This window comes from Rahnella ecdela, from assembly GCF_019049625.1.
Taxonomy (GTDB): domain Bacteria; phylum Pseudomonadota; class Gammaproteobacteria; order Enterobacterales; family Enterobacteriaceae; genus Rahnella; species Rahnella ecdela.
The window spans coordinates 84,444-101,209 of record NZ_JAFMOY010000115.1 but is presented as its reverse complement, the minus strand read 5'-3'; the positions used below and the strand labels follow the sequence as shown (position 1 = coordinate 101,209).

Annotated in this window: 12 protein-coding genes and 1 tRNA gene; 5 read left to right on the top strand and 8 right to left on the bottom strand. The window is 50.4% G+C overall.

Features of this window, described 5'->3' with window-relative positions; genetic code table 11:
- Positions 1 to 282: 282 nt before the first annotated feature.
- From J1784_RS06600 to J1784_RS06585, 4 genes are all read right to left on the bottom strand, one after another.
- A complete protein-coding gene (locus J1784_RS06600) occupies positions 283 to 1,716 on the bottom strand; it encodes a 6-phospho-beta-glucosidase (RefSeq protein WP_217148514.1) in 1,434 nt (477 codons plus the stop codon).
- Positions 1,717 to 1,780: 64 nt separating this feature from the next.
- The gene (locus J1784_RS06595; RefSeq protein ID WP_217148513.1) at positions 1,781 to 3,313 is read right to left on the bottom strand and encodes a PTS transporter subunit EIIC; all 1,533 of its coding nucleotides are present in this window, start codon (positions 3,311 to 3,313) and stop codon (positions 1,781 to 1,783) included.
- Positions 3,314 to 3,460: 147 nt separating this feature from the next.
- Positions 3,461 to 4,201 carry a MurR/RpiR family transcriptional regulator gene (locus J1784_RS06590; protein ID WP_217148512.1) on the bottom strand — a complete coding sequence of 247 codons (741 nt, stop codon included), beginning with the start codon at positions 4,199 to 4,201 and terminating at the stop codon, positions 3,461 to 3,463.
- Between the two features lie 43 nt (positions 4,202 to 4,244).
- Positions 4,245 to 4,748 (bottom strand): GNAT family N-acetyltransferase, encoded by a 504-nt coding sequence (locus tag J1784_RS06585; RefSeq protein WP_120162208.1) that lies wholly within the window; start codon positions 4,746 to 4,748, stop codon positions 4,245 to 4,247.
- A 408-nt stretch (positions 4,749 to 5,156) separates the two neighbouring features.
- Here J1784_RS06585 and J1784_RS06580 point away from each other — a divergent pair, with 408 nt between their 5' ends.
- Positions 5,157 to 6,299, top strand: a complete 1,143-nt coding sequence (locus J1784_RS06580) for a YjgN family protein (RefSeq protein ID WP_217148511.1) — start codon at positions 5,157 to 5,159, stop codon at positions 6,297 to 6,299.
- A 74-nt stretch (positions 6,300 to 6,373) separates the two neighbouring features.
- Here the strand turns inward: J1784_RS06580 and J1784_RS06575 are convergent, their stop codons facing one another.
- From J1784_RS06575 to pepA, 3 genes are all read right to left on the bottom strand, one after another.
- Entirely contained in the window at positions 6,374 to 9,229 is a 2,856-nt protein-coding gene (locus J1784_RS06575) for a valine--tRNA ligase (protein WP_217148510.1), read from the bottom strand.
- The gene (locus J1784_RS06570) at positions 9,222 to 9,707 is read right to left on the bottom strand and encodes a DNA polymerase III subunit chi (protein WP_112289445.1); all 486 of its coding nucleotides are present in this window, start codon (positions 9,705 to 9,707) and stop codon (positions 9,222 to 9,224) included. Before J1784_RS06570 ends, J1784_RS06575 begins: the two co-directional genes overlap by 8 nt.
- Positions 9,708 to 9,823: 116 nt before the next feature.
- Positions 9,824 to 11,335, bottom strand: a complete 1,512-nt coding sequence (gene pepA, locus J1784_RS06565; RefSeq protein ID WP_217148509.1) for a leucyl aminopeptidase — start codon at positions 11,333 to 11,335, stop codon at positions 9,824 to 9,826.
- A gap of 277 nt (positions 11,336 to 11,612) precedes the next feature.
- Here pepA and lptF point away from each other — a divergent pair, with 277 nt between their 5' ends.
- Both lptF and lptG read left to right on the top strand, forming a co-directional pair.
- On the top strand, positions 11,613 to 12,707 hold the full coding sequence (gene lptF, locus J1784_RS06560) for an LPS export ABC transporter permease LptF (protein WP_217148508.1): 1,095 nt from the start codon (positions 11,613 to 11,615) through the stop codon (positions 12,705 to 12,707).
- Positions 12,707 to 13,777: an LPS export ABC transporter permease LptG gene (gene lptG / locus J1784_RS06555; RefSeq protein ID WP_120509990.1), complete on the top strand. Its 1,071-nt coding sequence runs from the start codon at positions 12,707 to 12,709 to the stop codon at positions 13,775 to 13,777. Before lptF ends, lptG begins: the two co-directional genes overlap by 1 nt.
- A gap of 72 nt (positions 13,778 to 13,849) precedes the next feature.
- On the opposite strand, the gene ampH is transcribed toward lptG, so the two are convergent.
- A complete protein-coding gene (gene ampH / locus J1784_RS06550) occupies positions 13,850 to 14,989 on the bottom strand; it encodes a D-alanyl-D-alanine-carboxypeptidase/endopeptidase AmpH (protein WP_217148507.1) in 1,140 nt (379 codons plus the stop codon).
- A 219-nt stretch (positions 14,990 to 15,208) separates the two neighbouring features.
- Here ampH and J1784_RS06545 point away from each other — a divergent pair.
- Positions 15,209 to 15,293 (top strand) — tRNA-Leu (locus J1784_RS06545).
- Positions 15,294 to 15,491: 198 nt separating this feature from the next.
- Positions 15,492 to 16,739 carry a tyrosine-type recombinase/integrase gene (locus J1784_RS06540; RefSeq protein WP_054878690.1) on the top strand — a complete coding sequence of 416 codons (1,248 nt, stop codon included), beginning with the start codon at positions 15,492 to 15,494 and terminating at the stop codon, positions 16,737 to 16,739.
- Positions 16,740 to 16,766: the final 27 nt, after the last annotated feature.

The following is a 16,766-nucleotide window of genomic DNA, read 5'->3' as shown; positions in this document are numbered from 1 at the left end:
GAAATGGAGTATGCCGATCCAAAACTGGCGGCTGGCGATGAGTCGTTTTATTATCGAGTTCGGTGACCGCCTGAGCGCTCACCTTTAATACGATGGCAGTTACACAGAATTATTTACAGGGTCTTTTTCATTGCTTATTACATAATTCACATGCTCAAATTATTCCGTGAATTAATTTTACTTACTGAAGGGCGACCGCCTAAACGATCTCCCTTCGGTTTACTGAAAGCTATAACGAAAGATGAAAAACTCCCTCTCAGTTCAAACTCAAAATTCTGAGAATTAAAGCACTTCCCCGTTACTCTCAATCACTTTCTGATACCAGCCGAAGCTCTCTTTTTTCGAGCGTGCCATCGTACCGGTGCCGTCGTCATTTTTATCGACGTGGATAAAGCCGTAGCGTTTGCTGTACTGCCCTGTCGTGAATGACACACAGTCGATACAGCCCCACGGCGTATAGCCCATCAGATCCACACCGTCTTCGAGTACGGCTTTTTTCATCTGCTCAATGTGCGCTTTCAGGTATGCGATGCGGTAATCATCGTGAATGACGCCGTCGTCACCCGCTTTGTCGATAGCACCAAAACCATTTTCGACAATAAACAGCGGTTTCTGGTAACGCTCGTACAAAATATTCAGGGTATAGCGCAGGCCCACCGGGTCAATCTGCCAGCCCCAGTCAGAGGCTTTCACGTGCGGATTTGGGACGCTGCCGGCAAAGCCAGATAACCCGTTATCATCACTTGGATTATGCGCAGAAATCGCGTTACTCATGTAATAGCTCAGGCCGATGTAGTCCGCGCAGCCGTCGCGCAGCGCCTGCAAATCGCCATCTTCCATTTTGATGTTGAAGCCGCGACGTTCCCATTCTTTCAGCGCATACGCCGGATAGTAACCGCGCATATGGACGTCGCTGAACAGGAAACGTTCGTGCATCGCTTCAACGGAATACATCACATCGTCCGGATGGCAGGAGAACGGATACAGCGGCACCATGGCGATCATGCAGCCAATCTGGAAATCAGGGTTGATCTCATGACCGAGTTTGACCACCTTGGCGCTGGCAACGAACTGATGATGCAGCACCTGATACATAGTTTCTTCAGGATTTTCCTGCTCGGTAAATACCACGCCGGAGCAGCAATAACCGAACAACGGATATTTCCAGTTGCGCTGATTATTGATTTCGTTGAAGGTCATCCAGTATTTCACTTTGCCTTTATAACGTTCCATCACCACCTGGCTGAAACGTACAAAGAAATCGACAACCTGACGGTTTTTCCAGCCGCCGTATTCCTTCACAAGATGCCACGGCATTTCGAAGTGGGAGAGGGTGATCACCGGCTCGATGTTATATTTGAGCAGCTCATCAAACATGTCGTCATAGAATTGCAGACCCGCTTCGTTTGGTTGTAACTCGTCACCGTTCGGGAAGATACGTGTCCAGGCGATAGAGGTGCGAAAACATTTGAAGCCCATCTCCGCGAACAAGGCGATGTCTTCTTTGTAATGCGAGTAAAAATCGACAGCTTCATGGTTCGGATAGCTGTAGCCATCAAGCACGCCGTCTGTCATGACGCGGTCAACGCCGTGCGCGCCACCGGAAAGGACGTCGCAGATGCTGATGCCTTTACCGCCTTTGTTCCAACCGCCTTCCACCTGATGCGCCGCCACTGCGCCGCCCCACAAGAAATCTTTCGGTAACTGATGACTCATTTGATTCTCCCTGGATACTTGATGAGGGCAGATTACTTCTGCCCTGTAGATCGTAATGTCTGATTTAATTCATTTCAGCCTGAGTGGTGCGCGGGGCTTCTGCCTGTGCATTTTTGATCGCGGCAACATCGGGTTCATCTTTAAAGCCGACCAGCCAGGTGAACAGTGCACCGAGCACGAAGGCGACGGTAATCGACAGCAGGAAACCGAGGAACTGTGGCATGTGGCCTTCTTTGAAGAATACCGGCAGTACGGCGATACCCGGCAGGCAGTAGCTCCAGGACACGGCGTTAAAGGAACCGGCAATCGCACCGCCGATACCGCCCGCCACGCAGCTGCACAGGAAAGGTTTTTTCAGGCGCAGTGCCACACCGTAAATTGCAGGTTCTGTGATACCGAACAAGCCGGTGACGCCAGCGGATAAAGAAATGCCTTTCATTTCGCGGCTGCGGGTTTTCAGGTATACGCCGAACATGCTGCCGGTCATCGCGAAGACGGCGGAAGCCTGCAGGCCGGTAAAGGTGTCATAACCGAGGGTTGCGTAGTTGCCGACGGTAACAGGTGTAATGCCCCAGTGAACGCCCAGTGTCACCAGTGGCTGCCAGAATGCACCGACGACGAAGCCTGCAATAGTCGGGCTGAGGTGATAAAGGTAGTTATAAACGCCGCCAATCGCGCCACCTATCAGGTTACCAACAGGGCCAAACACCAGCAGAGTCATCGGCACCATAATCGCGATGCAGAACATCGGTGTGAACAGGTTACGGATAACAACCGGCAGCACTTTATTGAAGAAGTGTTCGATGTAAGACATCGCCCAGACCATCAGGATAATCGGGATAACGGAGGCGGTATAGCTCAGATATTTCACCGGAATACCCAGAAAATCGAGCGTCGGTGCTGAAACCGGAATACCGACGACATTCTGAAGGATGTTCGCAATATCAGGATTGCTGACTGCTTCACGCATCAGTTGCTGCATGGCCGGGTCAGCGGAGTTGATTGAGGTGATCTTAAACGCCGTCACCATATTCATGTAATCGGGGCTGATCAGCGCACAGGCTGTGATCACCGCGGTAAATGGATTGACGTTGAATTTTTTGGCTGCCGTAAACGCAATCATCACCGGCAGGAAGGTAAATGCTGTCCACGATACAAAGTTGAGGATGCGGTAGGTGCCGCTGTTGGCGTCCATAATGCCAACCGCGGCAAGGAAGGAAATTATCCCCTGCAAAATACCGCATGCGGCAAGCTGATAAAGGAATGGTGTAAAGATGCTGGAAATAACGTCCATGACCCGGCTGACGATCCCAACGTTGGGCGCGGAGACGGGGGCATTCTCATCAATATGGATCAGTTTCAGTACGTGTTTATAGGCGTCGCTCACGTGGTTGCCGATCACCACCTGCATCGGGCCTCCGGCCTCGATAACAGTAATCACGCCTTTTACGCGTTTTAATTCTTCTTTGTCGACGGCTTTATTATCTTTCAGAACAAAACGTAAACGGGTAGCACAATGTGTGATGCTAATCACATTATTATCGCCGCCAATATATTTAACAATTTCCTGAGCTGTCTGAGCGTAATCAATGGCCATTATTTATTATTCTCCTGCGGGGATACAGAGGTGAGCTTTTTTGTTTTTTTACTCGTTGGCAGGAGTGTAGCAAAAGAAAGTGTATTGTCACGATATAACAAAAAACAAGTTAGGTGATTTGTTACATCTTAAAAACACCCTGTTTTTTCATTGCGCTGAGTCACGTTTTATTAAAGGTAATTTCTTTCCTATGGTTTCAATAATATAAAGTACTGGGATCTGTGTGGTAATATTATATTGTCCTTCGAGCACAATTTGCGGCATGTGGTAAGAGATGTTAAGGTCCGCCATCCGTGCCAGCGTTGACGTCTCGCTGTTTGTCAGGCTGATTATCTTGCAGTTGTGCTGGCTGAACTGAGTGGCAAAACGCAGCACTTCCTCCGTTTCACCGGAGACTGAAAGAATAATAGCGATGGCATCTTTATACATATCGCTGTTGATCGGGAAATAGGGGTCGTCAATAAAGGTGCTGAATTTACCGACATTAGAGAAAAAACGGGCGCTGTATTTCCCCAGTGATCCTGATGTTCCTACACCAACAAATATAATGCGTTGCGCATTGGCTATTTGTCTGGCTGCGTTATCTAATAATTCATCGAACTCGCTATTATTGATACTTTTGAAATAGCTGATGATTTCACTGATGCCAAATGAAACAGGTGGTTTTTCTTCATGTTCTAAAAACAGTTTAAAACGGATACGAAACTCGGAGTAACCGTCGCAATCCATCTTTTTACAGAAGCGTAAAACGGTGGTGGTGGATACCTTCGCGGCATCCGCCAGCTCACGGATGGTCATGTACATCACTTTATCGCCATTTTTGACGATGTAGTTATAGACCGTCAGTTCCAGTTCATTTAACGCTGAAATGGCTTTATGTGTGAACATGTGATGCCTGTTTGCAAAGAGCTAATAAAGAACGAAAACGGTGTCAGAGATGTTTTAACATCGTCACTTCACAGTCGACATGACCGGTATTGCCCATCGCGCCGTCAATGTGCTGAAAACCAAGGCGCTCATACAGCGCGATAGCCTGCGTCAGGCTGGCGGTGGTTTCCAGATAGCAGCGTGCAAAACCCTGTGAGCGTGCATGTTCAATGGCCTGAAGCGCCAGACGTTTCGCCAGCCCCTGGCCTCGCAGAGAAGGCATAAAATACATCTTCTGTAATTCACACAAATCGTGTTCAGCGCCTGACAACGGAGCAACACCACCGCCACCGGCAACCACACCATCCAACTCTACCACCCAGTAAGCACAACGTGGCTGGCTGTAGCTTTCATACAGATGATCTAAATTCGGATCTGCGACGGTGTAGCCTTTATCGGCGGTCAGACCAAATTCGGCTGAAACGTGACGGATCACGTTAGCGATAGCGGCATTATCTTCAGGACGGATCGGGCGCACCAGCACGCTGACAGGAAAGGTGGTCGTCATGTTACTCACTCAGTTTCAATAATCGGCAATCATACAGACCGTTTTAATACCATTTAAGGGCGGGTGGGTGCAACGTTACCGGTGCGTCACGTTGATTTTACTTAATCAAATGAGAGTTTTTCATTCCCGGTACTCGCCACTCAGCTTAGTGGTACCTGTCCGGTAGCGCTACGCTAAACGCATAAGCATCAGGCCAGATGCTAAATCAGACAGGTTACGGTCAGAGTAATGCAAAATGAATCTCAATGAGGTTATAAAATTTTCATTTTCAATTCTTTTCATTAAGCATTGTTAGTTTACCTCCCTTTATTTTGTGTGGTTAAATACTAGCGTATCAAATTTAAATCTATAACCTTCTGCCATCCGCAGAGGGTTAACTTTTGTTGTCTTTAAGGAAGAAGAGGTTTTATGTCAATTAATCAGAAAGAGAAGGGAAAGTATTTTCCATTTTCGTTTCACGGTAAAACTCGTGAGTATTTTTCAATATGGATCGTCAATGTATTCCTCTGCATTATTACTCTGGGTGTTTATACCGCGTGGGCAATAATAAAGGAATGGCGCTATTTCTATGAGAATACTGAGCTTGCAGGAAGTCGCTTTGAGCTAAGTGCTATGCCAACGCAAATACTGAAGTTTATTCTGCTTATCTATGGCTTCCTCGCTGTTATGTTGGTCCCCTTTATTAATATCTTTATTTTGTTAGCTGTAATGCTCTCTATGCCATTAATTATAATAATATTAATCAGGTTTTGCTTAGCATCAACTCGTTTTCGGGGCCATTCTTTTGATTATGTTTGTAAGGGTGTAGAAGCCTATATGGCATGCCTGGTGTGGCCAATCGTGTCACTACTTGTCATCATGATTCCGGCAGGTCTGACTTTGAGCTCAACGAGGGTTAGTGGAGATATCTTTGACTTAAATTCATGTTTTCTGGCAATCATAATCATGCCATTCATTATTATGAGATGGGCGATTCAAAATTATCTCTATATGAAGATGCTTGTTAATAATGTTGTCATTGGAAATGCAAGATTTTTCGGGAGTTTTAGAAAATCTGCTTTCATAAAATTCCATTTTTATGCTTGTATTATTACTATTCCTTTTTTAATAATAGGTCTTAAAGTATTCGGACCTCAAATAGATGCATTGACGACTTTAAAGCAGACGACGACTCCCGGAGAGGCATTATTACAGGCAGGAATAATCCTTAAAATGTACGCAGGGATATTGTTTTTATTCATAGGGAATTACTTGGCTTCGCTGTTTTTACATGTCTGGTTAACAAATTATGTTTGTCAGACCATTGTGCTGGATAATGACATTCGCATTACATCAACGATGGGGCACCGTAGTTACCTCAAACTCGCGTTGCTGAACATGGTCATGGTGATATGCAGTTTTGGCTTGTGTATTCCGCATGCGAGAATTCGTACAGCGAAATATATGGCCGGATGTATTGCGATTGAAGGGGATATTGACCGCATTTTGCCACATCCGGAGAAGGCAACTGAGGAAACCCCTGCTGAAAATCCTGACAGCCTGCTTTTCTGAATATCTTAAATACTTTCGTTATCACACATAAAAAAGGCCGCTTGCGCGGCCTTTCTCATATTTCTCTCGCAATTTTACAGCGCAGCAATGGTGGCTTTTTGTTCGGCCAGTTTCACTTTTGCTTCACCGCAGGCTGCCAGACGCTCGCGTTCTTTCGCGACAACGGCTTGCGGCGCACGCGCCACAAAACCTTCGTTAGACAGTTTGCCTTCGATGGAGGCAATCTCGCCATCCAGTTTCGCCATCTCTTTATCGAGACGCGCCAGTTCGGCATCTTTATCGATCAGACCTGCCATCGGGATCAACAGTTCAGCGCCTTCCACCAGTTTGGTGACAGATACAGGGCCTTTGTCGCCGGCAGGCAGAATGGTGATGGATTCCAGACGCGCCAGAGACTTAATAAAGCTCAGGTTCTGTTCCACACGACGCTGTGCATCGGCACTGGCGCCGCGTAGCAGCAGTTCCAGCGGTTTGGCCGGAGACAGGTTCATCTCGGCACGCACGTTACGGATAGCGATGATCGCCTGCTTGATCCACTCGAGATCGGCCAGCGCCAGCTCATCCGCTTTCGCAGCATCAAACTCAGGGAAAGGTTGCAGCATGATCGTTTCTGCTGTGATGCCTTTCAGTGATTTCACGCGCTGCCAGATGGTTTCTGTGATGAACGGAATAATCGGATGCGCAAGACGCAGCAAACCTTCCAGCACTTCCACCAGCGTATGACGGGTGCCGCGCAGTTGTGCTTCGTTGCCACCGTTCATGACTGGTTTGGTCAGCTCCAGATACCAGTCGCAGAACTGGTTCCAGGTGAATTCATACAGAATGCTGGCAGCCAGATCGAAGCGGTAGTTATCCATCGCTTCACGGTAAGATTTCACCGTGCGGTTATATTCCGCCAGGATCCAGCGGTCAGCCAGTGACAGCTCAAGTTCGCCGCCGTTCAGACCACAATCCTGATCTTCGGTGTTCATCAGCACAAAGCGGCTGGCGTTCCACAGCTTGTTACAGAAGTTGCGGTAGCCTTCAAGACGCTTCATGTCCCAGTTGATGTCACGACCGGTAGAGGCCAGTGCCGCCAGCGTGAAGCGCAGGGCATCGGTGCCGTGCGGTTCGATACCATTCGGGAATTGCTTCTCGGTGCGCTTGCGGATTTTCTCTGCCAGCTGCGGCTGCATCATGTTGCCGGTACGTTTTTCCAGCAGGTCTTCCAGCGAGATACCGTCGATCATATCCAGCGGATCGATAACGTTCCCTTTGGACTTGGACATTTTCTGACCTTCGTCGTCGCGGATAAGACCGGTCATGTACACAGTGTTGAACGGAACCTGCGGCTTACCATTTTCGTCTTTCACGAAGTGCATGGTCATCATGATCATGCGCGCTATCCAGAAGAAAATGATGTCGAAGCCGCTGACGACCACGCTTGAAGGGTGGAAAGCTTTGAGATCAGGCGTCTGTTCTGGCCAACCGAGCGTGGAGAACGTCCACAGGCCGGAAGAGAACCAGGTATCGAGCACGTCTTCGTCCTGAGTCAGAACAACGTCTGCGCCCAGATTGTTTTCGCTACGAACTTCTTCTTCGTCGCGGCCAACAAAAACGTTGCCTTCGGCGTCATACCACGCCGGAATACGGTGTCCCCACCATAACTGTCGGGAAATACACCAATCCTGAATGTCACGCATCCAACTGAAATACATGTTTTCGTACTGTTTAGGCACGAACTGGATTTCGCCCTGTTCAACGGCTTCCACTGCAACTTTCGCCAGCGGCGCAGTGCGGACGTACCACTGGTCAGTCAGCATTGGTTCGATAACCACGCCACCACGGTCACCGTAAGGTACGGTCAGATCATGAGGTTTGATTTCTTCCAGCAAACCGGCTTCGTCAAACGCAGCGACCACGGCTTTACGTGCGGCAAAACGCTCAAGGCCACGGAACTGTTCAGGAATGTCGTTGGCGCATGCATCGCTTTCTTCGCCGTTGGTGTCGAACACTTCAGCGGTCTGGCGGATATCGCCATCGAAAGTCAGGATGTTGATCATCGGCAGGCCGTGACGTTTACCGACTTCATAGTCGTTAAAGTCATGTGCAGGCGTGATTTTCACGCAACCGGTGCCTTTTTGCATATCGGCATGTTCATCGGCGACGATCGGAATACGACGTCCTACCAGCGGCAGAATGATCTCTTTGCCAATCAGATCCCGGTAACGCGGATCTTCCGGGTTAACGGCCACGCCGGTATCACCGAGTACGGTTTCCGGACGGGTAGTGGCGACGACCAGATAATCTTTACCTTCAGCGGTTTTCGCGCCGTCAGCCAGCGGATAACGCAGGTGCCACATGGAACCTTTGGATTCGCGGTTTTCAACTTCGAGGTCCGAGATTGCAGTGCGCAGTTTCGGATCCCAGTTCACCAGGCGTTTTCCGCGGTAAATCAGGTCTTCTTTGTACAGGCGTACAAACACTTCGCGCACGGCATTGGACAGACCTTCATCCATGGTGAAGCGCTCACGCTCCCAGTCCACGGAGTCCCCCAGACGGCGCATCTGACGGGTAATGGTGCCGCCGGATTCAGCTTTCCATTCCCAGATTTTGTCGATGAATGCATCACGGCCATAGTCGTGTCGGGTTTTGCCTTCCTCAGCCGCGATTTTACGCTCAACCACCATCTGCGTTGCGATACCCGCATGGTCAGTACCCGCCTGCCACAGAGTATTTTTGCCCTGCATGCGCTGATAGCGGATCATGGCGTCCATGATGGTTTGCTGGAAAGCATGACCCATGTGCAAGCTGCCGGTAACGTTCGGCGGTGGGATCATGATGGCAAAGCTTTCTTTACTGGTATCACCATGCGGCTTGAAATAGCCCTGTTGTTCCCAGTGCTCGTAAAGCGGCTGCTCGATGTCTTGCGGGTTATATGTCTTATCCATTTCGCTTTGTATTTTCGTCGGTCGATGTGGTGACTGAGGGCGGCGTGGCCGTCGTCAAAGAGAAACCCACGCTGCGATAGGCTTTGTAGCGTTCGCGCGCAAGCTGTTTAAGGGAATCTTCGTAAGGAACGAAGTCTACCACTTCATGGAAAGCAGTAGCAAAATCTGCAAATTCTGGCATCAGGCTGATCAGCAGGTCGCGTGGCGCATTGCCGCGTTTGCCCGGCCAGCATAATTCGACCGGCGCACCAAAGCGCGGGCCTTCTCCGGCCAGATTGTGCGGGACAAAGTGGCTCGGATCACGCTGCCAGAGCGCTTCATCCAGACGCTCAGCCTGTTTCTGGTCTTCACAGGCCAGCAGAACACGTTTTCCCATCCGGTAACGTTCAGCGGCGACCAGACAGGCCAGCGCTTCGTGTGAGCTAAGCTCGCCACTGGCGTCGGGCGCGTCGAGAAGAAAGAAGGTTGCCTGTTTCATGATGAGTTCACTGTGCTGCTGAGAAAAAAACAGGGGCGCAACTGGTGCACCCGCCTGTGGAGGGGCTGGCGAACCTGCCCCTGATACGGAAGATTATAACTTATTTGGCAGAGGAATCACTCATCGCCATCAAGGCCAGCGCGGTTGAGCAGGAACTGTGACAGCAGCGCAACCGGACGACCGGTCGCCCCTTTGTTCTTGCCTGAACGCCATGCGGTACCAGCGATGTCCAGATGTGCCCAGCTGTATTTGCGGGTAAAGCGCGACAGGAAACAGCCCGCGGTGATAGCACCACCCGGACGGCCACCGATGTTAGCCATATCGGCAAAGTTGGAATCCAGCTGGTCCTGATATTCATCAGCCAGTGGCAGACGCCATGCCCGGTCACCCGCCTGTTCGGACGCACCAATCAGCTCATGTGCCAGCGGATTGTGGTTCGACAGCAAACCGGTAATGTGATGTCCAAGGGCAATCACACAGGCACCGGTCAGTGTGGCGACGTCAATTACCAGCTCAGGATCGAAACGCTCAACGTAGGTCAGCGCATCGCACAGTACCAGACGGCCTTCGGCGTCGGTATTGAGCACTTCCACAGTCTGGCCTGACATGGTGGTCAGGATATCACCCGGACGGAACGCCTGACCGCCAGGCATGTTTTCACAACCTGCCAGCACGCCAATTACGTTCAGAGGCAAATTCAGCTCAGCCACCACACGCATCGCTCCGTAAACCGCCGCAGCGCCACACATGTCGTACTTCATTTCATCCATATCTGCCGCTGGCTTAATGGAAATACCACCGGAATCGAAGGTCAGACCTTTACCGACGAGCACGATAGGCTTAGCGTCCGGATTAGGATTTCCTTTATATTCCATCACCGACATCAGTGATTCATTCTTCGAACCCTGACCTACCGCCAGATAAGCATTCATCCCCAGCTCTTTCATCTGCTGTTCGCCGATTACGCGAGTGGTGATGTTGGTGCTGAATGCATCTGCCAGCTGACGGGCTTGTGACGCCAGATAGGCGGCGTTACAAATGTTCGGTGGCATATTGCCGAGATCTTTCGCTGCTTTGATACCGGCAGAAACAGCCAGACCGTGCTGAATGGCACGTTCGCCGCTGGTCAGTTCACGGCGGGTTGGCACGTTGAAGACCATTTTACGCAGCGGACGGCGCGGTTCGATTTTATTGCTTTTCAGCTGATCGAAGGTATAAAGCGATTCTTTCGAGGTTTCGACTGCCTGACGCACTTTCCAGTAAGTATTACGCCCTTTAACATGCAGCTCGGTGAGGAAGCAAACGGCTTCCATAGAACCGGTGTCGTTCAGGGTGTTAATAGTTTTCTGGATCACCTGCTTGTACTGGCGCTCATCCAGCTCGCGTTCTTTGCCGCAACCAATCAGCAAAATGCGTTCTGAAAGAATATTTGGTACATGATGCAGTAAGAGGGTCTGGCCCACTTTGCCTTCAAGTTCGCCACGGCGAAGCAGGGCGCTGATGTAGCCATCACTGATTTTATCGAGCTGTTCGGCAATCGGTGACAGGCGGCGCGGTTCGAAAACGCCGACTACAATACAGGCACTGCGTTGTTTTTCCGGGCTACCGCTTTTTACGCTGAACTCCATGCACTCTCCTGAATCTTAAAGACAAGGGCGGGAGGTACGGCTAGAATGAGTCGCCGGAGACACTCTCCCGTCATTGTGTTAACGACCTGTGTTAACCTAAACGGCGTTAGTTTTTATTTTGGCGGCTATAAGCAAGTTCCTATAGGACACCCCAATTCTCGGTGTTGTAATACTATTTTAGCTGCGAAGGTTGCCATATGATGAGAATAAATGACGGATTAGCGATGAAACTAGCGATTTTCCTTCAAAAAGACAAGTTTTCACAGGCGTATTAAGCGTGATCATCATTAGATATCTGGTTAGGGAAACCTTCAAGAGCCAATTTGCCATTCTGTTCATTTTGCTTCTCATCTTCTTCTGTCAGAAGCTGGTAAGAGTGCTCGGAGCAGCGGTTGATGGCGATATCCCAACAAATTTAGTTCTCTCACTTCTGGGCCTTGGCGTTCCGGAAATGGCGCAGCTTATCCTTCCGCTCAGCCTGTTCCTTGGCCTGCTGATGACGCTCGGTAAACTTTATACCGACAGTGAAATCACGGTCATGCACGCCTGTGGTCTCGGAAAACGCTCACTGGTCATCGCAGCACTGGTTCTGGCGTTAATTACGTCAATCTTTGCTGGCGCGAACGCTATCTGGCTCAGCCCCTGGTCGTCGAAACATCAGGACGAAGTACTGGCCGAAGCGAAAGCGAACCCGAGTATGGCCGCGATGGTTGAAGGCCAGTTCCAGCAGGCACAAAACGGCAATGCGGTTCTGTTCGTCGGCAGCGTAAAAGGCAAAGAATTCCATAACGTTTTCCTGGCTCAGCTGCGCCCGAACGGTAATCAGCGTCCTTCTGTCGTTGTGGCAGATAAAGGACATATGCTTCAGCGCGCTGACGGCTCGCAACAGGTGATGCTGGATAAAGGCACGCGTTACGAAGGCACTGCATTATTGCGTGATTTCCGTGTTACGGACTTCACTGATTATCTGGCGGTTATTGGCCATCAGACCGTTCAGCTTGACCCGAATCAGTCTGATCAGATGACCATGACGCAACTCTGGAGTTCCAGTGAACCGGAAGCCAGCGCAGAGCTGAACTGGCGTTTAACGCTGATTGTCTCCGTATTTATTATGGCACTGCTGGTGGTTCCGCTCAGCGTGGTCAATCCGCGTCAGGGCCGCGTTCTCAGTATGCTGCCAGCTATCCTGCTGTATCTGATTTTCTTCCTGCTGCAAACCTCTCTGCGCTCTAACGGCGCGAAGGGCAAGCTGGATCCCTTCGTCTGGATGTGGGGGACGAACCTGCTCTACTTTGCACTGGCATTGGTGCTTAATGCGTGGGATACCTTGCCGGTTCGCAAGTTCCGGGCACGTCTGAGAGGAGTTGCCTGATGTTTGGCGTATTAGACCGTTACATTGGTCGCACTATTTTCAACACCATCATGATGACGTTGTTCATGCTGGTGTCACTCTCCGGCATCATCAAATTTGTCGATCAGCTGCGTAAAGTCGGGCAGGGCGGATATTCCGCCGCTGGTGCGGGTTTATACACTTTGCTTAGCGTGCCAAAAGATATCGAGATTTTCTTCCCGATGGCCGCATTGCTGGGCGCATTGCTTGGTTTGGGTACGCTTGCCACGCGCAGTGAACTGGTGGTTATGCAGGCATCGGGTTTCACCCGTATGCAGATTGCTGCCTCGGTCATGAAAACGGCGATCCCGCTGGTGCTTCTGACCATGGCAATTGGTGAATGGGTTGCGCCGCAGGGCGAGCAAATGGCCCGTAACTATCGTGCGCAGCAGATGTACGGCGGGTCACTGCTTTCCACCCAAAACGGTTTGTGGGCGAAAGACGGTCACGACTTTATTTACATTGAGCGTGTGGCAGGTGAGAAAGAGCTGACTGGCGTTAACATCTACCACTTCAATGAAGAGAACAAATTGCAGTCAGTCCGTTATGCCTCTTCTGCAACGTTCGATGGCGGTGAGTGGAAACTCTCTCAGGTCGATGAATCTGACCTGACGGATAACCTGCAAATCACCGGTTCTCAGACCCTGACGGGAGTCTGGAAAACCAACCTGACACCGGACAAACTGGGTGTGGTTGCGCTTGACCCTGATGCGTTGTCCATCAGCGGTCTGCACAACTATGTGAAATATCTCAAGCAGAGCGGACAGGAAGCAAAACGTTATCAGCTTAACATGTGGAGCAAAATCTTCTCGCCACTGTCTGTTGCGGTGATGATGCTGATGGCGCTGTCATTTATCTTCGGCCCCCTGCGCAGCGTGCCAATGGGCGTACGCGTGGTCACCGGTATTTGCTTCGGTTTCCTGTTCTACGTACTTGACCAGATCTTCGGTCCATTAAGCCTGGTATATAACATTCCGCCAATTCTGGGCGCACTGTTACCAAGCGGCTTGTTCTTCGTTATCAGTATGTTCTTACTACTGAAAAAACGATAAACCCGCAGTACAGATAAACAAAAAGCAGGCTAAGCCTGCTTTTTTTACGTCCGGAGATTGTTAGCGGGAGCGTCAGATTTCGTTGTTACGCACCAGATCCGCGACCAAATCGTTCACGCCATCACTCATATTTTTAAACTTGGTCAGTTCGCTGCGGGTGACCACCACGAACACGCCCACACCGCGCTGCGGCACCATCGCGACATACGTGATAAAGCCGCCACCGCCACCGGTTTTCTGAATGATGCGCGGCAGCAATGGCGTCGGGGCCATTGTTACCCAGCCCATTCCCAGCGAGTCCGCCATGCCCGGTACATCCATCCCTTTGAGCGAGACCAGATCCGTGCGTTTGTAATACATCTTCTGCGCCATATCGGCGGTTGTGGTGCGCTGTCCGAGGAACTGACGCATCCAGCGGCCCATATCAGCAGGCGTAGAGTAGAGCCCGCCGCTGCCCGCAGCCGCAATGGTATTGATACACGGACTTGGTCGAAGGCCTTCCATCAGGCGCGAACACTGGCTGGCGTTTGGCGTCAGCGTCGTATCGATCATGCCCAGTGGCTGAGTAATCTGGTCACGCAGTAATTGGGTGTAAGGCTGATTGGCTGCTTTCGATAACGCATCGGAAAGCAGGTCAAACGCCAGATTGGAGTAAGAGGCGCGGGCACCCGGTGGAACGGTGAGTTTTGCGACACTCAGCCAGGTCCAGCGATCACTTTTGGTCGGCCAGGTGAAGACGGCTCGGTGCGCGACACCACCCGGTTGCTCACGCGGCAGACCGCTGGTGTGGGTGGCCAGATTCAGCAGCGTAATCGGATTTGTTCCGCTGTAAGCAGGCACCCGCGCACCGGCCGGGGCATACTTACGCAACGGATCATTAATGCTTACTTTGCCCTGCTGCGCCATTTTAACCAGCACTTCGCTGGTAATGAGCTTGGTCAGCGAGGCAATACGCACCACGGAGTCTTCACGCGGACGCAAATCGGAGCCCGGTTTCGTTTCCCCGAAGCTGCGGAAAACCTGCTGATTATTATCAACGACTACCAGCGCCATTCCCATTGCGCCGCTGCCGTAAAAGATGTGTTCTGCATGGTCATCCACGACCTGCGACGCCAGACGCGCATTGGTCTGCGCGTGGCTCCATATAGGCGTACTGGCGAAGGCCAGCGCGAGGAGCGAAAGTGAGAGTTTTTTCAACAAGCTGGTATCCATCAACAGGGCAAGATCTATTCGTGATTTGTATACTAATGCGAAGTGTGAAAAACGGCATCGGAAAAACGAAGACAAATTGAAGTTTTTTGTCAGCGGAAACTCTCAGGACTGCGGCTCGTGTCTGTTTTTTCAGCACTTAAACCGCACAAGGCGGGATAACTATTGCGTGACCCGCTGGGCTGGGTATAATGCCCACGTTTTCCGCATACTACTTTCAGTGCCGAAGTGGCGAAATCGGTAGACGCAGTTGATTCAAAATCAACCATCGAAAGATGTGCCGGTTCGATTCCGGCCTTCGGCACCATTAGTATGTAAATAGACCTCAACTGAGGTCTTTTTTTATGCCTAAAATCCAGTCCCCGCAAGGCTTCTCTCGCTTTTTCAGTCAACATAAGTCAACCTGATTCAATCTACATCAACTTACTGATGCGGGTACAAATGCGGGTATATTCCGGTTCGATAATGTTTGTACCCACACAGAACCCTTGAAAGGATACTCAACATGGCTCTGAGTGATGTGAAGGTTCGTTCGGCTAAGCCTGAAGAAAAAGCCTATAAGCTTACTGATGGTGACGGCATGGTATTGCTGGTTCACCCCAACGGTTCCAAATATTGGCGACTGCGTTATCGCTTCGGTGGTAAAGAGAAGATGCTGGCGTTGGGGAAATATCCTGAAGTGTCATTGGCTGATGCCAGGGCACGGCGTGATGAAGCCCGTAAGCAGTTGGCTAACGGTGTCGACCCTAGTGAGAACAAGAAAGCCGTTCAGGTAGAGCAGGAACAAGAAGCGATAACTTTTGAAGTGGTAGCCAGGGACTGGCACGCCAGCAATCAGAAGTGGTCGACATCGCATAGTGTTCGTGTATTGAAAAGCCTGGAAGACAATTTATTTGCTTCAGTTGGGAAGCGAAATATCAAAGATATTAGTACTCGTGACTTACTGGTTCCAATTAAAGCAGTGGAAAAGTCAGGACGCCTTGAAGTGGCTGCGCGTCTTCAACAGCGAACAACGGCAATAATGCGCTTTGCGGTACAGAACGGCTTAATTGATTATAATCCTGCACAAGAGATCGCTGGTGCGATCGCAACAGCTAAACGAAAGCATCGCCCTGCGCTAGATCTCAACCGCATTCCTGAGTTACTCCATCGTATTGATAACTACACCGGCAGACCATTAACGCGGTTAGCTGTGGATTTGACATTACTGGTTTTCATCCGTTCGAGCGAGTTACGTTTTGCTCGCTGGACAGAAGTAGATTTTGAAACTGCTATGTGGACGATTCCCGGAGAGCGTGAACCGCTGGAAGGCGTTAATCACTCTCAGCGTGGATCCAAGATGAAGACTCCACATCTTGTTCCTTTATCGCGTCAAGCTCTTGCCATTCTGGAAAAGATCAAAAGTATGAGCGGAAACCGTGAGCTGATCTTCGTTGGTGATCACGATCCACGTAAGCCGATGAGTGAAAACACTGTCAATAAGGCTTTGCGGGTTATGGGCTACGATACGAAAGTTGAAGTCTGCGGGCATGGTTTTAGGACGATGGCGTGTAGTTCGTTGATTGAGTCGGGGCTATGGTCGAAGGATGCGGTAGAGCGACAGATGAGTCACCAGGAACGTAACTCTGTGCGGGCTGCTTATATTCATAAGGCCGAGCATCTGGGGGAGCGCAGGCTAATGCTGCAGTGGTGGGCGGATTATCTGGATACGAATCGGGATAAGGGGATTAGTCCGTTTGATTTTGCGAAGTAGGGCAGCAGTGCTGGTCGATTAATGAAA